19 protein-coding genes are annotated in these 17,287 nt (G+C 54.2%); 10 read left to right on the top strand and 9 right to left on the bottom strand.

What is annotated here, in order from left to right; all coding sequences use genetic code 11:
• Positions 1 to 3 precede the first annotated feature (3 nt).
• The 5 genes from rsxG (at position 4) to gstA (ending at position 4,770) form a co-directional block, all read left to right on the top strand.
• On the top strand, positions 4 to 624 hold the full coding sequence (gene rsxG, locus L3068_RS09640; RefSeq protein WP_048996073.1) for an electron transport complex subunit RsxG: 621 nt from the start codon (positions 4 to 6) through the stop codon (positions 622 to 624).
• Between the two features lie 2 nt (positions 625 to 626).
• Complete coding sequence (locus L3068_RS09635; RefSeq protein WP_023337188.1) at positions 627 to 1,313, top strand: electron transport complex subunit E; 687 nt, start codon at positions 627 to 629, stop codon at positions 1,311 to 1,313.
• A complete protein-coding gene (gene nth / locus L3068_RS09630) occupies positions 1,310 to 1,945 on the top strand; it encodes an endonuclease III (RefSeq protein ID WP_008500570.1) in 636 nt (211 codons plus the stop codon). Before L3068_RS09635 ends, nth begins: the two co-directional genes overlap by 4 nt.
• A 605-nt stretch (positions 1,946 to 2,550) precedes the next feature.
• Positions 2,551 to 4,059, top strand: a complete 1,509-nt coding sequence (dtpA, locus tag L3068_RS09625) for a dipeptide/tripeptide permease DtpA (protein ID WP_014883575.1) — start codon at positions 2,551 to 2,553, stop codon at positions 4,057 to 4,059.
• 105 nt (positions 4,060 to 4,164) lie between these two features.
• A complete protein-coding gene (gstA, locus tag L3068_RS09620) occupies positions 4,165 to 4,770 on the top strand; it encodes a glutathione transferase GstA (protein ID WP_014883574.1) in 606 nt (201 codons plus the stop codon).
• Between the two features lie 77 nt (positions 4,771 to 4,847).
• Here gstA and pdxY read toward each other — a convergent pair whose 3' ends face one another.
• The 5 genes from pdxY to anmK all read right to left on the bottom strand — a co-directional run bounded on the left by pdxY (position 4,848) and on the right by anmK (position 9,430).
• On the bottom strand, positions 4,848 to 5,708 hold the full coding sequence (pdxY, locus tag L3068_RS09615) for a pyridoxal kinase PdxY (RefSeq protein ID WP_014883573.1): 861 nt from the start codon (positions 5,706 to 5,708) through the stop codon (positions 4,848 to 4,850).
• 66 nt (positions 5,709 to 5,774) lie between these two features.
• Positions 5,775 to 7,049 (bottom strand): tyrosine--tRNA ligase, encoded by a 1,275-nt coding sequence (gene tyrS / locus L3068_RS09610; RefSeq protein ID WP_014883572.1) that lies wholly within the window; start codon positions 7,047 to 7,049, stop codon positions 5,775 to 5,777.
• A gap of 125 nt (positions 7,050 to 7,174) precedes the next feature.
• Positions 7,175 to 7,831, bottom strand: coding sequence for a pyridoxamine 5'-phosphate oxidase (gene pdxH, locus L3068_RS09605; RefSeq protein ID WP_008500575.1), 657 nt, complete (start codon positions 7,829 to 7,831; stop codon positions 7,175 to 7,177).
• 57 nt (positions 7,832 to 7,888) lie between these two features.
• Complete coding sequence (gene mliC / locus L3068_RS09600) at positions 7,889 to 8,212, bottom strand: C-type lysozyme inhibitor (protein WP_014883571.1); 324 nt, start codon at positions 8,210 to 8,212, stop codon at positions 7,889 to 7,891.
• A 93-nt stretch (positions 8,213 to 8,305) separates the two neighbouring features.
• Positions 8,306 to 9,430: an anhydro-N-acetylmuramic acid kinase gene (gene anmK / locus L3068_RS09595; RefSeq protein WP_117581508.1), complete on the bottom strand. Its 1,125-nt coding sequence runs from the start codon at positions 9,428 to 9,430 to the stop codon at positions 8,306 to 8,308.
• 255 nt (positions 9,431 to 9,685) lie between these two features.
• Here anmK and slyB point away from each other — a divergent pair, with 255 nt between their 5' ends.
• Positions 9,686 to 10,153, top strand: a complete 468-nt coding sequence (gene slyB / locus L3068_RS09590) for an outer membrane lipoprotein SlyB (protein ID WP_014883569.1) — start codon at positions 9,686 to 9,688, stop codon at positions 10,151 to 10,153.
• 200 nt (positions 10,154 to 10,353) lie between these two features.
• Entirely contained in the window at positions 10,354 to 11,715 is a 1,362-nt protein-coding gene (locus L3068_RS09585; protein WP_117581510.1) for a sensor domain-containing diguanylate cyclase, read from the top strand.
• Positions 11,716 to 11,752: 37 nt separating this feature from the next.
• Here L3068_RS09585 and slyA read toward each other — a convergent pair whose 3' ends face one another.
• Complete coding sequence (gene slyA / locus L3068_RS09580) at positions 11,753 to 12,193, bottom strand: transcriptional regulator SlyA (protein ID WP_021241135.1); 441 nt, start codon at positions 12,191 to 12,193, stop codon at positions 11,753 to 11,755.
• 186 nt (positions 12,194 to 12,379) lie between these two features.
• Between slyA and L3068_RS09575 the strand changes: the two genes are divergently transcribed.
• From L3068_RS09575 to L3068_RS09565, 3 genes are read left to right on the top strand one after another with little or no spacing between them, the layout of a single operon-like run.
• Entirely contained in the window at positions 12,380 to 12,616 is a 237-nt protein-coding gene (locus tag L3068_RS09575; RefSeq protein WP_014883567.1) for a DUF1656 domain-containing protein, read from the top strand.
• 2 nt (positions 12,617 to 12,618) lie between these two features.
• Positions 12,619 to 13,479: an efflux RND transporter periplasmic adaptor subunit gene (locus L3068_RS09570; protein ID WP_014883566.1), complete on the top strand. Its 861-nt coding sequence runs from the start codon at positions 12,619 to 12,621 to the stop codon at positions 13,477 to 13,479.
• A complete protein-coding gene (locus L3068_RS09565) occupies positions 13,479 to 15,512 on the top strand; it encodes an FUSC family protein (RefSeq protein WP_117581512.1) in 2,034 nt (677 codons plus the stop codon). Before L3068_RS09570 ends, L3068_RS09565 begins: the two co-directional genes overlap by 1 nt.
• On the opposite strand, the gene sodC is transcribed toward L3068_RS09565, so the two are convergent.
• The 3 genes from sodC to L3068_RS09550 form a co-directional block, all read right to left on the bottom strand.
• Positions 15,491 to 16,009: a superoxide dismutase [Cu-Zn] SodC gene (gene sodC / locus L3068_RS09560; protein ID WP_014883564.1), complete on the bottom strand. Its 519-nt coding sequence runs from the start codon at positions 16,007 to 16,009 to the stop codon at positions 15,491 to 15,493. The genes L3068_RS09565 and sodC overlap by 22 nt on opposite strands.
• An 80-nt stretch (positions 16,010 to 16,089) precedes the next feature.
• Positions 16,090 to 16,986 carry an aldo/keto reductase gene (locus L3068_RS09555; protein ID WP_014883563.1) on the bottom strand — a complete coding sequence of 299 codons (897 nt, stop codon included), beginning with the start codon at positions 16,984 to 16,986 and terminating at the stop codon, positions 16,090 to 16,092.
• A 48-nt stretch (positions 16,987 to 17,034) separates the two neighbouring features.
• Positions 17,035 to 17,274, bottom strand: a complete 240-nt coding sequence (locus L3068_RS09550) for a DUF1289 domain-containing protein (RefSeq protein WP_045135104.1) — start codon at positions 17,272 to 17,274, stop codon at positions 17,035 to 17,037.
• Positions 17,275 to 17,287 lie beyond the last annotated feature (13 nt).

The raw sequence follows: 17,287 nt of genomic DNA, 5'->3' as shown, positions 1-17,287 counted from the left end.
GCGATGCTGAAAACAATGCAAAAACATGGCGTCACGCTGGCCGTTTTCGCCGCCGTACTCACCGGAATGACGGCGCTGGTGAATGAGCTGACCAAATCGACCATTGATGAACAGGCGGTGAAGCAGCAAAAAGCGCTGTTCGATCAGGTGATCCCGTCGGATTTTTACGATAATGACCTGCAAAAGAGCTGCTTCGTGGTAGACGCGCCGCAGCTTGGAAAAGGCCCACACCGCCTGTTTATCGCCCGCAAAGGGGATAAACCGGTTGGCGCGGTAATGGAGGCGACGGCGCCCGACGGCTATTCCGGCGCCATTCAGCTGCTCGTCGGCAGCGATTTCTCCGGCACCATACTGGGCACCCGCGTGACGCAACATCATGAAACGCCGGGCCTGGGCGATAAAATTGAAACCCGTCTGAGCAACTGGATTTTAGCTTTCGCTGGTAAAGTGATTCATGGCGAAGGTGACACCGCGTTTGCGGTGAAAAAAGACGGCGGCGAGTTTGACCAGTTCACGGGCGCGACCATCACGCCGCGCGCGGTGGTGAACGCCGTAAAACGGGCCGGGCTGTATGCTGAAACGCTGCCCGCGCAAATCAACAATCTTGCGGCCTGTGGAGAGTGATCATGAGCCAGGTTAAAGAGGTTATTGTCCAGGGACTGTGGAAGAACAACTCCGCGCTGGTTCAGCTGCTGGGGATGTGCCCACTGCTGGCCGTGACGTCAACGGCCACTAATGCGCTCGGTCTCGGTCTGGCAACAACGCTGGTACTGACTCTGACCAACCTCTCCATCTCCGCCCTGCGCCGCTGGACCCCGTCGGAAATCCGTATTCCGATTTACGTTATGATCATTGCGTCGGTGGTCAGTATCGTCCAGATGCTGATTAACGCCTACGCCTTCGGTCTGTATCAGTCGCTCGGAATTTTTATCCCTCTGATCGTGACCAACTGTATTGTGGTCGGGCGTGCGGAAGCCTTCGCCGTGAAAAACAGTCCGGCCATGTCGGCGCTGGATGGTTTTTCAATTGGTATGGGTGCGACCGGTGCGATGTTCGTGCTCGGCTCACTGCGCGAGATCCTCGGCAACGGGACGCTGTTTGACGGTGCCGATGCGCTGCTGGGCGGCTGGGCCAAATCGCTACGTATCGAGGTGTTCCATACTGATACGCCATTCCTGCTGGCGATGCTGCCACCTGGCGCGTTTATTGGCCTTGGCATGATGCTGGCAGTAAAATACCTGATTGATGAAAAACGTAAGCGCCGCGCAGCAGAGCGTAGCGTCCAGGAAGGGATACCCGAGAAGGCCTCATGAATAAAGAAAAGCGCATTGCGATCCTGACCCGTCTGCGGGACGAGAACCCGCATCCGACGACGGAGCTGAATTTTACCTCCCCGTTTGAGCTGCTGATCGCCGTGTTGCTCTCTGCACAGGCTACCGATGTGAGCGTCAATAAAGCGACCGCCCTGCTCTATCCGGTCGCTAATACGCCAAAAGCGATGCTTGAGCTCGGCGTGGAAGGCGTGAAGTCTTATATCAAAACCATCGGATTGTTTAACAGCAAAGCAGAGAATGTGATTAAAACCTGCCGGATCTTGCTGGAACAGCACGGCGGTGAGGTGCCGGAAGACCGCGCAGCGCTGGAAGCGTTGCCGGGTGTAGGACGCAAAACCGCGAACGTGGTGCTTAATACGGCGTTCGGCTGGCCGACGATCGCCGTGGATACGCATATCTTCCGTGTTTCTAACCGCACCAACTTCGCCCCCGGTAAAAACGTTGAGCAGGTTGAAGAGAAGCTGTTAAAAGTGGTGCCCGCCGAATTCAAGGTTGACTGCCATCACTGGCTGATTTTGCACGGCCGTTATACCTGCATCGCCCGTAAACCTCGTTGCGGCTCCTGCATTATTGAAGACCTCTGTGAATACAAAGAAAAAGTTTATCCCTGAATTGCTGGTCTGAACAATCACAATCCCACATCAGGAGAAGGCCTTCCAAACGTCCCTCTCCTGACCATAAATCATCCGCCTCTTGCCCCTGCTGACTTGTCACTTGTTCGGCGCGTTAACGCTCAAACAGGTTAATACTTTTTTCATAGCCAAAAATTTCTATACATCTGTGATCGCGATCACTCTGATAACTTCATGTTGATTTTTTGTTGTCAAAATCATCCCAAAGCCTTTGCCAGACAAGATATAACCGATCAGAACCGGAAGATAAGACCAGCTATTTTTCAGAATATGGGCTATATCACTGCCACAAACGGCAAATAGCAGAACATATCGCCAAAAGCCGATCGGGGAGGGGGAATACCAGTTGAAAAAACTACCTTTACTCACCGTATGAAATTTAACGCTGAATAACATTTGCATGAACCGACGATTATACCACCCCAGATAAATGTAACAGATTATTACAAACGTATTGCCAGACGGGTCAGGATAGTGAACATTACCCGCCGTTTCTCCTCCCAATATAACTATAAGGCGGATGGACTACGGCCATCACGCTATGAACACCCCCGTTAATATGGGATGTAAAAAAAGAGGTATATGTGTCGACTGCAAACAATAAACCAACAGATGAAAGCGTGAGTCTTAACGCTTTTAAACAACCGAAAGCGTTTTATCTCATCTTCTCTATCGAGTTATGGGAGCGTTTTGGTTACTACGGCCTGCAAGGGATCATGGCGGTTTACCTGGTAAAACAGCTGGGTATGTCCGAAGCCGATTCCATCACGCTGTTCTCCTCCTTCAGTGCCCTCGTGTACGGCCTGGTTGCTATCGGCGGCTGGCTGGGTGATAAAGTTCTCGGCACCAAACGTGTCATCATGCTGGGCGCCATTGTTCTGGCTATTGGCTATGGTCTGGTCGCATGGTCTGGCCATGACGCCGCAGTGGTGTATATGGGTATGGCGACCATTGCGGTCGGTAACGGATTGTTTAAAGCGAACCCGTCTTCCCTGCTCTCTACCTGTTACAGCAAAGATGACCCACGTCTGGACGGTGCATTCACCATGTACTACATGTCCATCAACATCGGTTCATTCTTCTCCATGCTGGCAACACCATGGCTGGCCGCTAAATTCGGCTGGAGCGTGGCCTTTGCGCTGAGCTTCGTGGGTATGCTGATCACCGTAGTGAACTTCTTGTTCTGCCGCAACTGGGTCAAAGACTACGGTTCAAAACCCGATTTCGAACCCGTCCATATGGGCAAACTGCTGGCGACCATCGTGGGCGTTGTGATTCTGGCGGCAATCGCCACCTGGCTGCTGCATAACCAGGGTATCGCACGTGCGGTGCTGGGCGTGGTTGCGCTGGGTATCGTGGTCATCTTCGCAAAAGAAGCGTTCGCGATGCAGGGTGCTGCGCGCCGTAAGATGATTGTGGCCTTCATTCTGATGCTGGAAGCGATTATCTTCTTCGTACTGTACAGCCAGATGCCAACCTCTCTGAACTTCTTCGCCATTCGTAACGTTGAGCACTCTATCCTGGGTATCGCGTTTGAGCCGGAGCAGTATCAGGCACTGAACCCGTTCTGGATTATGATTGGCAGCCCGATTCTGGCAGCTATCTATAACAAGATGGGCGACCGTCTGCCAATGCCGCACAAGTTTGCGATTGGTATGGTGCTGTGCTCCGGTGCGTTCCTGGTGCTGCCGCTGGGTACGAAATTTGCGACCGACGCCGGTATCGTCTCCGTAAACTGGCTGATTCTGAGCTATGCGCTGCAGTCTATCGGCGAACTGATGATCTCCGGTCTGGGCCTGGCGATGGTGGCACAGCTGGTTCCACAGCGTCTGATGGGCTTCATTATGGGTAGCTGGTTCCTGACCACTGCCGGTGCAGCAATTATCGCAGGTAAGATTGCGAACCTGATGGCCGTGCCGGAAAACGTCACTGACCCACTGGTCTCCCTGAATGTCTACGGCACCGTGTTCATGCAGATTGGTATCGCGACAGCGGTGATTGCAGTTCTGATGCTGCTGACCGCGCCGAAACTGAATCGTATGACTCAGGACGACGACAAGACGGCCAAGGCAAGCGAAACCGCGACTGCGTAAGATTATTGAGAAACGACTGTTGAGAAGCCGCTAATGCATTAGCGGCTTTTTTTTTGCCTGTTCGCGCACTAACATAGCTGAAACCTCAGCAAAAAGGAGTTACCGATGAAACTGTTCTACAAACCGGGCGCGTGCTCTCTTGCTTCCCATATCACCCTGCGCGAGAGCGGCAAAGATTTCACGCTCGATGGCGTTGATCTGATGAAAAAGCGTCTGGAGAATGGCGATGATTTCCTTGCCATTAACCCGAAGGGACAAGTTCCAGCGCTGTTGCTGGATGACGGAACTCTGCTGACAGAAGGCGTTGCCATCATGCAATTCCTGGCGGACAACGTACCGGATCGCCAGCTTCTTGCCCCCACCGGCAGCATTGCACGTTATAAGACCCTGGAGTGGTTAAACTATATCGCTACCGAGTTACATAAAGGCTTTACTCCCCTGTTCCGCCCGGATACGCCGGAAGAGTACAAACCGACCCTGCGCGCGCTTCTTGAGAAAAAGCTGCAGTATGTAAACGCGTCGCTGAAAGACGATCAGTGGATTTGTGGTTCCCGTTTCACGATTGCCGATGCCTATCTGTTTACCGTGCTGCGCTGGGCGCGGGCGGTTAAGCTCAATATGGAAGGGTTAGACCATATTACATCGTATATGACCCGTATGGCGGAGCGCCCTGCTGTTGCTGCGGCGCTGAAAGCGGAAGGTCTTAGCTAATATCGCCCGGCGGCGCTTCGCTTGCACGGGCCTACGAGTTTTGTAGGCCGGGTAAGCGCAGCGCCACCCGGCATCGTTTAAAGCCGGGTGGCGCTGAAATAGTGCTCCGGCTTCGCAATACGATCCTGTGCCGCGACGACCTGAAGTTCATATTCCTGCATCTCTTTCGTCGCAATCATGATTTCGTACACCGCCGCAGTCACATGCTCAAGCGCGTCTCTGACCGTTGCACCCTGCAGCAGTTTCACCAGCAGCAGACCGCTGGTCACATCCCCCACTCCCACTGGCTGACGCAGGCCAAAATCCACCAGCGGACGGCTAATATGCCAGGCGTCATCTTTCGTCACCAGCAGCATCTCAAAACGCGACTGGCTCAGCCCGGCGCGGGCGAGATGTTTTACCAGTACAATCTCTGGCCCCTGGGCTATCAGCTCGCGAGACGCGCTTACCGCCTCTTCTACGCTGTTAACCGGGTGCTCGCAGAGGATCTCCAGCTCAATAAGGTTTGGCGCAATGATATCGCTGGCAGGCAGCGCATGGCGAACGTGAAACTCTGCAACACCGGGCGCTACGATACAGCCTTTCTCCGGGTGTCCCATGACGGGGTCGCAGAAGTATTTTGCCGCCGGGTTCGCTGCTTTCACCTGACGCACAATGCCAAGGATGTGCTCCCCCTGCTCGGCTGAGCCCAGATAACCGCTCAGAACGGCGTCACAGCGTTTGAGCTGGTCAATATCCGCAATGCCCTGAACCACCTCGGTGAGGTGCGAGGGCGGCATCACGCAGCCGGCCCATTTACCATACTGCGTGTGGTTGGAAAACTGCACGGTGTTGAGGGGCCAGACGTTAGCACCGAGGCGGCGCATCGGGAATTCCGCTGCACTGTTGCCCGCATGGCCAAAAACAACGTGGGACTGAATGGCGAGGATGTTCTTCATCTTTTTCTTACCAAACCCTGAAAAAACAAAAAGGGCGTGGTTTCCCACGCCCCTGGAGACTGTTAATTATTTCCAGCAAACAAGGCAGTAATTTTTCTTACCGCGGCGCAGCAGCGTGTAGCGTCCATACAGACGGTCGCCGTCAACGAAGGTGTATTCCGGGTCAGCCTGTTTCTCACCGTTGATGGTGATCGCGTTAGACGCGATGGTTTTACGCGCCTGTCCGCGAGACGGCTGCAGCTCGGAGTCCACCAGCGCCTGCATCAGGTCAGCCCCTTTTTCCATCTCAACCATCGGCACGCCGTCCTGCGCCAGCTGTTCGAAGTCCGCTTCGCTCAGATCGCTCAGCGTACCGTTGAACAGGCTTGCCGTAATGCGTTTCGCCGCCGCCAGACCTTCTTCACCGTGAACCAGTTTGGTCACTTCATCGGCCAGCACATACTGTGCACGCGGTGCTTTACCGCTGTTTTTGTCTTCTTCTTCCAGCGCATTGATGTCTGCAATATCCATGAAGGTGAAGAACTTCAGGAAGCGGTAAACATCGGCGTCCGCCGTGTTGATCCAGAACTGGTAGAATTTGTACGGACTGGTTTTCTTCGGATCCAGCCACACCGCGCCGCCTTCCGTTTTACCGAATTTGGTGCCATCTGCTTTGGTGATCAGTGGAACCGTCAGGCCGAAGACCTGGTTCTGGTGCAGGCGACGGGTCAGATCGATACCGGACGTGATGTTACCCCACTGGTCAGAACCACCAATCTGCAGGGAAACGCCATGCAGTTTGTTCAGGCAAGCAAAGTCATAGCCCTGCAGCAGGTTATAGGAGAACTCGGTAAAGGAGATACCCTGATCGTCACGGTTCAGGCGCTGCTTCACCGCTTCTTTGTTAATCATCTGGTTAACAGAGAAGTGCTTGCCAATATCACGCAGGAAGGTCAGCACGTTCATGCTGCCAAACCAGTCATAGTTGTTGGCAGCAATGGCAGCGTTATCGCCGCAGTTGAAGTCAAGGAACGGTGCAACCTGTTTGCGGATCTTATCCACCCACTCCTGCACGGTATCTTCGGTATTCAGTTTACGCTCAGCGGCTTTAAAGCTTGGGTCACCAATCAGACCGGTTGCACCACCCACCAGAGCAACAGGCTTATGGCCCGCCATCTGGAAGCGTTTCAGGCATAACAATGGAACAAGATGCCCCAAATGCAAGCTGTCAGCGGTGGGATCGAAGCCGCAATAGAGCGCGATCGGGCCTTGCGCCAGTCGCTCTGCTAACGCTTCCTCGTCCGTCACCTGGGCCACGAGGCCCCGCTCTTGCAATTGTTTAATCAAGTTACTGCTTGCCATCAAATTCTCCATGTATAAACGACTGCACCTTTGCCGGTACACGACTTTTCGCCTGATGCGAAAGGACCATAGAATAAAGCGCAAGCGCGGTGTGCGCTAGCGCTTAAATCAACAAATTTCGGGGATTACGGTGCCAGTCTGTCGATTTTCCAGCCGCCATTCTCGCGCTGGTATAAAAAGCGGTCGTGCAGGCGATGTTCACCGCCCTGCCAGAACTCAATCTGCTCAATCGGGATGCGGAAGCCGCCCCAGAAGCTTGGCAGTGGGATTTCCCCCTGCTGGAACTTCTGTTTCAGTTCCAGGAACTTGCTCTCCAGGACACCGCGTGCAGAGATTCGGCTGGACTGTTTTGAAACCCAGGCACCAATCTGGCTGTCACGCGGACGGCTGTGGAAATATTTCACCACCTCAAGGGTCGAGAGACGTTCCGCTTTGCCGGTGACCATGACCTGACGTTCCAGCATGTGCCAGGGGAACAGCAGGCTGATGCGCGGATTGTTTTCTAAATGGTGCGCTTTGCGGCTGCCGAGGTTGGTATAAAACACCAGCCCTTTCTCATCATAATGCTTGAGCAGGACGATGCGCTGATACGGTTGACCGTTTTCATCTACCGTTGCGACAACCATGGCCGTTGGGTCGGCCAGTTTCGCTTCACAGGCCTGTTTCAGCCAGCGTTCAAAAAGCACGAGGGGTTCAGCGGGAAGATCCTGGCGACGCAGGCCGCCTTTGGTGTATTCACGGCGCAGATGCGCAATTTGCTGCAGTTCGTCGTTATCTGACATGGCGTTAGCTGACGTTGAGATTGGGTGGCGCTATTGTGCGCCGCCCCTGTAAAAATCTCAACGCTTCGGATTTTCAAGCTGGCAATTGTTCAGCACGATGCGGTCGCGTTTGTAGACCGTGGCGCTATCCCCTTTCGACCAGAAGACGTAGATACCGTCGGAATAACGTGCCCCGGAGGCCGACATGCCCTGCTTGAGGGTCAGCAGTTTATTGTCATAAACAAAACTGGCTTCCTGACGTGGATTATTCAGCTTCACGGTCAGCGGTTTTTCATCGCAGCGATACTCCAGCGTATCGGTCTGCATACGCTCAAGGAACTGGTTGTAGACGCTGCATCCTGACAGCAATAAAGGCGCGACAATAAGAAGAATTTTTTTCATGGGCGTATTCCGAAGACTTTCCTGGTCCTGGAGGGCATGGCTGCCCTCCTGTTTCATTCCATTCTAACGACGAGACGCCGCGCTGAATTTCAGTTAACTCTGATTATGACGAGGATTTGCCGGGTAAATCGCCCCGAGGACGCTGGCCTCGCGCGCGCCGGTCACCGACGGTAAATTACCCGGAAGCCCGGCGATGGTGCGCCAGGCAAGCCAGGCGAAAGCCAGCGCTTCCATATCATCCCCACTGATACCCGCCTCGTCTGTCGTGGTCACTTCCGTACCCGGCAGTAACGCGGCCAGACGCGCCATCACCAGCGGATTTCGGCCTCCACCGCCGCACACCAGCAGACGTTCGCATCCGCCGCTGAGAAGTACCTGCTCAGAGATCGACACCGCCGTTAATTCGGCAAGCGTCGTCTGCACATCCTGCGGAGCCAGTGCCGGGAATGGCGCCAGCTGACGTTCAAGCCAGCCAACGTTGAAGTATTCACGCCCCGTGCTTTTCGGCGCCGGTAAAGCAAAGTAGGGATCGCTGAGCATCGACTGCAACAGCGGGAGAATCACTTTACCCTCGCTCGCCCACTCGGCGTTTTTATCATAGGGTTGCCCGCACTGCCGCCAGATCCAGGCATCCATTAACATATTACCTGGACCGGTATCGTAGCCGCGGACAGGCTGCCCGGGAATGAGCATTGACAGGTTGGCAATTCCGCCGATATTCAGCACCATCCGGCGTTCTGAAGGGTGTGCCAGTAGCGCCTGATGGAACGCCGGCACCAGCGGTGCCCCCTGGCCGCCAAGCGCAATATCGCGACGACGGAAATCGCCGACGACCGTGACGCCCGTCTTCGCCACAATCTGGTTGTTATCACCGATTTGCATCGTATGCGGCGCATCACCAACCGGCTCATGCCAGACGGTCTGTCCATGGCATCCGATGGCAACCACATCCTGCGGTCGAAGATTTTCTTTTTGCATTAACGCCTGTACCGCATCAGCAAACAGTGCTCCCAGGCGGACGTCAAGTTGCCCTAGCTGAGAGAGCGTCAATTGCTGCCCCTGACAGATACTCAGAATATCCTCTTTCAGTGAAATGGGAATGGGCCAGGTCAGGCTCGCCTGCTGAGCGACCATACGTTCATCAATGGCGGCCAGAACGACATCTACCCCATCCAGACTGGTGCCCGACATCACACCAATGTAGCGACCCGATTTCATGCGCTTTCCTTACGTTGCGTGGGCTAAGGTTATCCACTCAACCATAAACAGCACGGCTTTGCCATCCAGCGATAATATTTTTTAACAATGTCATGCGGGTGACATGAGCAGAACCTGTTTATGTCTCGTTAAGTCAAATTCAAGTACAATTTTCTTATTGTTAGTGCAAAGATATGAACTATGGCCCCTTATGCCATATAATTTAGCCATAACGGATGCCTCCAATTGGGCGTTTTTGGTGAACAGGAGATTCAAATGATTGTACGTGTACTGGGCGTTTCGCTGATTGGTTTAACCCTGGCTGGCTGTGTGAATGACAGCTCACTGTCTGGCGACGTTTACAGCGCTTCTGAAGCAAAACAGGTTCAGAGCGTGACTTACGGTACCGTTGTTAACGCCCGTCCTGTACAAATTCAGGGTGGCGATGACAACAACGTTATGGGCGCAATCGGCGGTGCTGTTCTGGGTGGTTTCCTCGGGAATACCGTTGGCGGCGGTACAGGCCGTTCTCTGGCTACCGCTGCGGGCGCTGTGGCGGGTGGTGTTGCAGGCCAGGGCGTTCAGGGTGCAATGAACAAAACGCAGGGTGTTGAGCTGGAAATTCGTAAAGACGACGGCAGCACCATTATGGTTGTTCAGAAACAGGGGAATACCCGTTTCTCTGCTGGTCAGCGTGTCGTGCTGGCAAGCAACGGAAGCCAGGTGACCGTTTCCCCACGTTAATTAAAACGGGATGTGGCTATCAGGCCACATCCCTTTACAATATATATCATTTTCATGAATATATTTACAAAACATATTCACCCGCCCATTATTTACCCCACCGTATATTGTTTCTGCGCAAAGTAATTATTGTTTCAATTGATTAGACTCTTCGCTATTACCTCCTGTTCATTCATTTTTAATTATTTAAAAAAATTTATATGCTTGCGAATCGTCTTACTGTAAAAGGTCGTTATCTCTCGTTCTGTTTCGGTTGTGTTGTTGTCATCGGAATATTACAGGGTTTATTTTCAACACTGGTTGAATGGGTTCCTTCCTTTTCGCCGCTGTTGTTCCCTACGCTCACCATTTTTCTACTGGTATTTCACCTGTTTATTGCCTGTTTTATGGCAATGAAATACTGGTGTGATAAGAGGCGTCTGTATCTGGTTGCCATCGCTTTTGCCTTTGCCGGTTCGGCATTGCTAATGATTGGAACGTTGTCCAGTTTTCCCGCCTGGCTGGATCTCTACCAGTTCAACGTCGTGAACTATAACGATGCGATGATCTACTATATGTTCCGCCATCTCATCATGGCGGTCCTGTTCATCGCTTCGGCCCTGCTGTTTCCCCTGCGTAATCAGCCCCTTTCGAGGCTGACGCATATCGCTATCGTCAGCACGACATTTCTTTTTACTGCCGGTGGCGTGATGGTGGCGTGGATGTATTCCAGCCATTTTGATTTTTTATCCCTCGACCTGGTTGATAATGAAACGCGGCAGTTTATGGTTCTCTGGAGCCACAGCATTAATATTTCATTAATTGTCTTCTGGGTGGTGACATTAGCAACGCTGATGTTTATGACGCGCGTACGTAATCTGTTCTGGGTGACCGGTAATTTTCTTTGTGTCTGCTATATCGTCACGCTCTTAATGCTGTTATTGGGTGGGCATGCCGAAGACATATCGTGGTATCGCGCCCGGTTATTTGAAACCGTCGCCACGCTGCTGATTATTTTTGTTCTGCTCTGCGATGTCTTCAGCTTGTACCGTGAATCGCATTTAAAGTATCAGCAGTCGTATCAGAATTCGATTCGCGATCCGCTTACGCGCCTGTATAACCGCAGCTATTTTTATGAATCGTTAAATCAGGCGCTGGCTGTCGCAAAATCCAGCCGCCCTGTTTCGGTTATCGTCAGCGATCTCGATCGCTTCAAGCGCATCAACGACAACTACGGTCACCTGCAGGGGGATAAAGTCTTACAGTTTGTCGCCAATCTGCTGGTGGATTCCGTGCGCCCGCAGGACATCGCGGCGCGTATCGGTGGTGAAGAGTTTGTCCTGATGCTGGCAAATACCCCTTCAGACGCAGCATGCCAGGTGGCGGAACGCATACGGCTGAAGCTGAGCAGCTTTGATAAAACCACCAGCGAAGGTCAGCTACCGGAGCCCATTACCATCAGCATGGGTGTGTTTACGGCAACATCATCGTCCGTGGCCGCAGAAGAGTGCGTGGAAAGCGCCGATAAAGCGATGTATGAAGCGAAAGAGACTGGCCGAAACCGCGTCGTTGTCTTTAGATAGGAAAAAGGCCTTGCAGATGCAAGGCCTTGTTGTCTGATCAGTCGCGAGACTGCAGCTCGTGGATGTTCTGCTCAAGGCGAGCAATGAGGCTGATGAGCATTTCCAGCTCCGCCGGTGAAACGCCTGAAAGGATTTCACCGCGCGTTTTGGTAATCACAGCTTCCATTTCGGTAATAATGGGCGCTGCTTTCTCGGTGAGTTTAATCCGCTTGGCGCGACGATCGCTGGCGCAGGTTTGCCGGGAGATCAGCCCCTTCTCTTCCAGTTGATCAAGCGTACGCACCAGCGACGGTTGCTCAATACCTATCGCTTTTGCCAGTTGAATTTGCGACTGGTCAGGCGGCAACTGATGAATGTTGTGCAGCGTGACCCAATGCGTCTGTGTCAATTCCAGAGGTTTCAGGCGATGGTCAATCAGAGCACGCCAGACGCGTACCAACCTTGCCAGATCAGAACCTAATGGCGATTCCAATTTCATCTCCTTATAATTAGCTTGCTAAGTTATTATACTGATTTTAGAATAGTGTGCAGCATTTGTTTTGGCAAAACAAATGCAATACTGCATTCATCTAACTCAAAAGTATGACTTACACTGAATTCTGATGCTTCTTTATACTCAGACAAGCCAACGTGGCATTCTGTTCACTGCAAAGGATCTCTGCTTGTGACCTTTTTTCATCGCTCAGAGGGTTTACCCCTCCAGGACCTGATCTTCGGTGCGTCAGTCTACTTTCCTCCCCTGTTTAAAGCCGTGCTGGTGGGCTTTATCCTCTGGCTCGTTGCGCACCGCCTGCTTCGCGACTGGATGTATTCCGGCGAAATCTGGCATCCCATGTTGATGGATCTCTCCCTGTTCGCCCTCTGTGTCAGTCTGGGCCTTGCTGTTTTGACCGTGTGGTGAATATGCCTCTGAAAACGCTGAAGTACTTTTCCACCCTGTTTGTCCTGGTCCTCGCGCTGATCGCCGGCTGGTGGCTCTGGAATTTTTATATGCAGTCCCCCTGGACGCGTGACGGCAAAGTTCGCGCCGAGCAGGTCAGCATCACCCCGCAGGTGTCGGGAAGTATTACCACGCTCCTGGTGAAGGATAACCAGTATGTTAAAAAGGGAGAGGAACTGTTCCGTATCGACGATACCCCCTACCATATTGCCGTTCTGAATGCCCAGGCGCAGCTGGCGAAAGCCCAGTCAGACCTGGCGAAGGCCAATAACGAAGCCAATCGCCGCCGTCACTTATCGCAAAACTACATCTCAGCGGAAGATTTGGATACCGCCAACCTTAACGTCAAGGCCATGCAGGCAAGCGTCAACGTAGCCCAGGCGACGCTTAAGCAGGCACAGTGGGAACTGACCCAAACCGTGATTACCGCACCTGTAGATGGATGGGTGACTAACCTCTCTGCCCGGGTGGGTAACTACGCCACCACCGGCCAGCCTGTTTTTGCCCTTGTCGACAGCCACTCCTTCTACGTGGTGGGCTATTTTGAAGAGACCAAGCTTCGCCACATTCGCGAGGGTTCACCTGCGGCCATTACCCTTTACAGCGGTTCGCAAACGTTACAGGGTCACGTCTCCAGCATCGGTCGCGCCATTTACGATCAAAGCGTTGAAACGGATTCCGGCCTCGTACCGGACATAAAGCCGAACGTCCCCTGGGTGCGCCTGGCTCAACGTGTGCCTGTGCGCGTGGAGTTTGACCGTTTACCCGAGGGCATCACGCTGGTATCCGGCACCACCTGCACCGTCTCCATCGGAAGCCGTTAATGAAGCTGCAGGCGCTCTCCTGGCAAAACACGCCGTGGATGAAAGCGACGCGTCCTCAGTGGCGCTACGCGATGCGTAATGGCATCGCCATGTGTCTGGCGCTGACGGTCGCCTATTACCTGAATCTTGACCAACCCTACTGGGCGATGACCTCAGCCGCGGTGGTGAGTTTCCCTACAGTTGGCGGAGTGATCAGCAAAAGCCTTGGGCGCATCGCGGGGAGTCTGTTAGGCGCCACCGCGGCGTTAATTATCGCGGGGCATACGCTGAACGATCCGTGGCTATTCCTGCTGAGCATGGCGGCGTGGCTGGGATGTTGTACCTGGGCCTGCGCCCATTTTACCAATAACGTGGCCTACGCTTTCCAGTTAGCGGGCTATACCGCGGCCATCATTGCCTTCCCGGTCGTCAATGTGCTCGATACCACCGAACTGTGGGATATTGCACAGGCGCGCGTCTGTGAGGTGATTGTCGGGATCCTCAGCGGCGGGTTTATGATGATGATCCTGCCCAGCACCTCCGACGGTACGACGCTGATTACCGCGCTGAAGACCATGCATACCCGGTTGCTGGAACATGCAAGCCTGCTGTGGCAACCGGATACCAGTGATGACATCCGTCTCGCGCATGAAAAGGTTATCGGGCAGATCCTGACCATGAACCTGTTGCGCATACAGGCTTTCTGGAGTCATTACCGTTTTCGTCGTCAGAACACGCTGCTCAACTATTTGCTGCACCAGCAGCTGCGTATGACCAGCGCCATCTCCAGCCTGCGCCGGATGCTGCTCAACTGGCCAACGCCCCCTGAAAATACCCGCGCCGTCATTGAGACGCTGCTCGCGACGCTTGCGCGTCCGGACGCGGATATTTACACCGTCGCGAAGATCATCGCCCCGCTCGCCCCGACGGATGAGTATGATTATCGCCATCGCGCATTCTGGCAGCGCCTGAATTACTTTTGCCGGTTATATCTGCGCAGTAGCCGCTGGATTAACGCCGTCGAGAATGCCACGCCGGTAACGGAATTTAATGTCCCCGGCAGCCCGGCTCTCGCCCGACATACCGATTATCTGGAAGCGCTGTGGAGTGGTTTTCGCACCTTTTGTGCGCTGACGCTGGTTGGGGCGTGGAGCATCACCACGCAGTGGGAATCTGGTGCAGCGGCCCTGACGCTTGCCGCCATCAGCTGCGTGCTTTACTCCGTCGCGGCCTCGCCGTTTAACTCTCTTACGCTACTGCTGCGCACGCTGGTACTCCTGTCATTGTTCAGTTTCGCCGTGAAGTTTGGCCTGATGGTGCAGATAAGCGATCTCTGGCAGTTCCTGCTGTTCCTGTTTCCGCTGTTAACGACGATGCAACTCCTCAAGCTGCAAATGCCGAAACTGGCGGGCCTGTGGGGCCAGTTGATTGTCTTTATGGGCTCGTTTATCTCCGTGACGAATCCGCCGGTGTATGATTACGCCGATTTTCTCAATGATAACCTGGCAAAGATCCTGGGCGTGGGGCTGGCATGGCTCGCATTCGCGGTATTACGTCCCGGCTCTGATGCACGTAAGAGCCGACGACATATCAGGGAATTACGCAGAGGGTTTGTCGATCAGCTCAGCCGCAAACCGCATCTGCGTGAAAGCGAGTATGAATCGCTGGTGTATCACCATGTCAGCCAGCTCAATAACAGCCATGACGCGCTTTCCCGCCGCTGGCTGCTGCGCTGGGGCGTGGTGCTGTTGAACTGTTCGCATGTGGTCTGGCAGCTTCGCGCATGGGAAACGCGGTCCGACCCGCTGTCGCAGGTGCGCGATGTTTGCATTTCCCTGCTACGCGACGTGATGAGTGAACGCGGTGTCCAGCAGCGGCCTCTGGAGGTCACGCTGGCTGAACTGCAACGGATCTGCGATACCCTCGCGCATCACCATCTTCCCGCAGCCCGTGATTTAGCCTCAATCATCTGGCGCCTGCACTGCTCGCTGTCGCAGCTGGAACAGGCTCCCCCACCGGGCACCATTGGAGATCAGATCACGCCGCAGGCATAACGTGCCCCGCCGCCGCCAAGCGGTTTAGGCTGATCGGACATGTTATCGCCGCCCACATGGATCATCAGCGCTTTGCCTTTTACTTCATCGAGTTTTTTCAGGCGCGGGGCCACGACCGGATCGGTGGCTTTACCGTCATTGTTCACCACCAGCACCGGCAGATCGCCAAGGTGCCCCATACCGTCTGGCCCTTCATGTTTGCCTGAATGTTGCGGATCGAGATGCCCCCCGGCGGCTTCCGCCGCGGACGGTTTACCCTCTTTCATGGCAGGCTGGCAGCTTCCTTTGGCATGAACATGAAAGCCGTGTTCGCCGGGCGGGAGTGCTTTGAGATTGGGCGCGAATTCCAGCCCCTTGTCGGTCTCAGTGATTTTCACCGTCCCGATAGACTGACCCACACCCTGAGAGGTGACGAGATTCATTTCCACTTCGTCGCTGGCCGCCTGCGCTCCTGCGCAAACAACCAGCGTGACCAATGCCAGAGCAAAACGCTTCATATGACCTCCGCGGGTTATTTTTTGCCCCTTAAGTGTATACCAGAGGCAAAGATTTCACCGGAAAGTCAGATTATGGCGGTTTAAGGCACGTCGTAACCCAGCGCGGCCTTGCGGATGCGGAACCACTGCTGACGTGTCATCTCCAGCTCTTCCGCGGCCAGTGCAGAACGAACGCGTTCGATTTTTCCGGAGCCAATAATCGGCAGCGGTTTTGACGGCAGACGCAGGATCCACGCATACACCACCTGTTCAATGCTCTCCGCGTTCAGCTCACGGGCGATGGTTTCCAGTTCATTGCGCAACGGCTGGAACGCCTCATCATTAAACAGGCGTCCGCCTCCCAGGCAGGACCAGGCCATCGGGCGAATACGCAGCTGTTGCAGCTGGTCGAGCGTACCGTCCAGCAGCAGCGGCTGATGGACAGGGGAAATTTCCACCTGGTTAGTGGCCAGGGTAAACGGCAGCCGAGACTGAAGCAGTGCAAACTGTGCCGGGGTAAAGTTTGAGACGCCGAAGTGACGCACTTTCCCACTCTGATGCAGATGTAGGAACGCTTCCGCCACCTCATCGGCGTCCATCAGCGGGTCTGGGCGGTGAATCAGCAGCAGGTCGATGCGATCCGTCGCCAGATTGACCAGCGACTGCTCAGCGCTCTTAATGATATGCGCGCTGTCGGTGATGTAATGGCCGAGGGCGTGCTCAGGTTTTGCGGTGGTGGCAATCCCACACTTCGTGACGATCTCCATACGGTCGCGGAGTGCCGGAACAAGCTTGAGCGCCTCGCCGAATGCAGCTTCACACAGGTAGCCACCGTAAATATCCGCATGATCGACGGTCGTGACCCCTAAATCGATATGCTCTTCAATAAAGCTCGCCAGCTGGAGGGGGGACATATTCCAGTCCATCAGGCGCCAGTAGCCCATCACAAAACGGGAGAATTCTGGCCCCTGGGGGGCAAGGGTAATTCGCTGAACCATAACATTTTCCTCAAGGACGTGATGTCATGAGTATACGCAATTACCGTGTTAAAACAGTGAAGGTTGCTGAGGTTCTTCGGTCTCAGCGGCTTTGTTTGCGCGGATTTTGCGCAGAAGTCGCTGCCGGCATAGCCGGAGCACCTCCTGTTTTTTCGTGTCGCTGAAGTTTTGCCAGTTAAAGCGCTCGTCACGGGTGCGCATGCACCCGCGGCAATATCCGCGTTCATCTACCTGACAAATACCCCGGCACGGGCTCTGGATGGGGAAAAACTCCAGTTGCTCTGCCACACTGACCTCCGCA

The sequence above is a fragment of the Enterobacter cloacae complex sp. ECL414 genome, assembly GCF_021869685.1.
Lineage (GTDB): Bacteria > Pseudomonadota > Gammaproteobacteria > Enterobacterales > Enterobacteriaceae > Enterobacter > Enterobacter kobei.
Note: the sequence above shows the minus strand (reverse complement) of the source record. Positions and strands in the feature narration are given on the sequence as shown.

What these genes read in the sequence shown, in the direction of transcription:
- rsxG (WP_048996073.1), top strand. Translation starts at nt 4, where the DNA reads ATGCTGAAAACAATGCAAAAACATGGCGTCACGCTGGCCGTTTTCGCC.
- L3068_RS09635 (WP_023337188.1), top strand. Translation starts at nt 627, where the DNA reads ATGAGCCAGGTTAAAGAGGTTATTGTCCAGGGACTGTGGAAGAACAAC.
- nth (WP_008500570.1), top strand. Translation starts at nt 1,310, where the DNA reads ATGAATAAAGAAAAGCGCATTGCGATCCTGACCCGTCTGCGGGACGAG.
- gstA (WP_014883574.1), top strand. Translation starts at nt 4,165, where the DNA reads ATGAAACTGTTCTACAAACCGGGCGCGTGCTCTCTTGCTTCCCATATC.
- pdxY (WP_014883573.1), bottom strand. Translation starts at nt 5,708, where the DNA reads ATGAAGAACATCCTCGCCATTCAGTCCCACGTTGTTTTTGGCCATGCG.
- tyrS (WP_014883572.1), bottom strand. Translation starts at nt 7,049, where the DNA reads ATGGCAAGCAGTAACTTGATTAAACAATTGCAAGAGCGGGGCCTCGTG.
- pdxH (WP_008500575.1), bottom strand. Translation starts at nt 7,831, where the DNA reads ATGTCAGATAACGACGAACTGCAGCAAATTGCGCATCTGCGCCGTGAA.
- mliC (WP_014883571.1), bottom strand. Translation starts at nt 8,212, where the DNA reads ATGAAAAAAATTCTTCTTATTGTCGCGCCTTTATTGCTGTCAGGATGC.
- anmK (WP_117581508.1), bottom strand. Translation starts at nt 9,430, where the DNA reads ATGAAATCGGGTCGCTACATTGGTGTGATGTCGGGCACCAGTCTGGAT.
- slyB (WP_014883569.1), top strand. Translation starts at nt 9,686, where the DNA reads ATGATTGTACGTGTACTGGGCGTTTCGCTGATTGGTTTAACCCTGGCT.
- L3068_RS09585 (WP_117581510.1), top strand. Translation starts at nt 10,354, where the DNA reads ATGCTTGCGAATCGTCTTACTGTAAAAGGTCGTTATCTCTCGTTCTGT.
- slyA (WP_021241135.1), bottom strand. Translation starts at nt 12,193, where the DNA reads ATGAAATTGGAATCGCCATTAGGTTCTGATCTGGCAAGGTTGGTACGC.
- L3068_RS09570 (WP_014883566.1), top strand. Translation starts at nt 12,619, where the DNA reads ATGCCTCTGAAAACGCTGAAGTACTTTTCCACCCTGTTTGTCCTGGTC.
- L3068_RS09565 (WP_117581512.1), top strand. Translation starts at nt 13,479, where the DNA reads ATGAAGCTGCAGGCGCTCTCCTGGCAAAACACGCCGTGGATGAAAGCG.
- sodC (WP_014883564.1), bottom strand. Translation starts at nt 16,009, where the DNA reads ATGAAGCGTTTTGCTCTGGCATTGGTCACGCTGGTTGTTTGCGCAGGA.
- L3068_RS09555 (WP_014883563.1), bottom strand. Translation starts at nt 16,986, where the DNA reads ATGGTTCAGCGAATTACCCTTGCCCCCCAGGGGCCAGAATTCTCCCGT.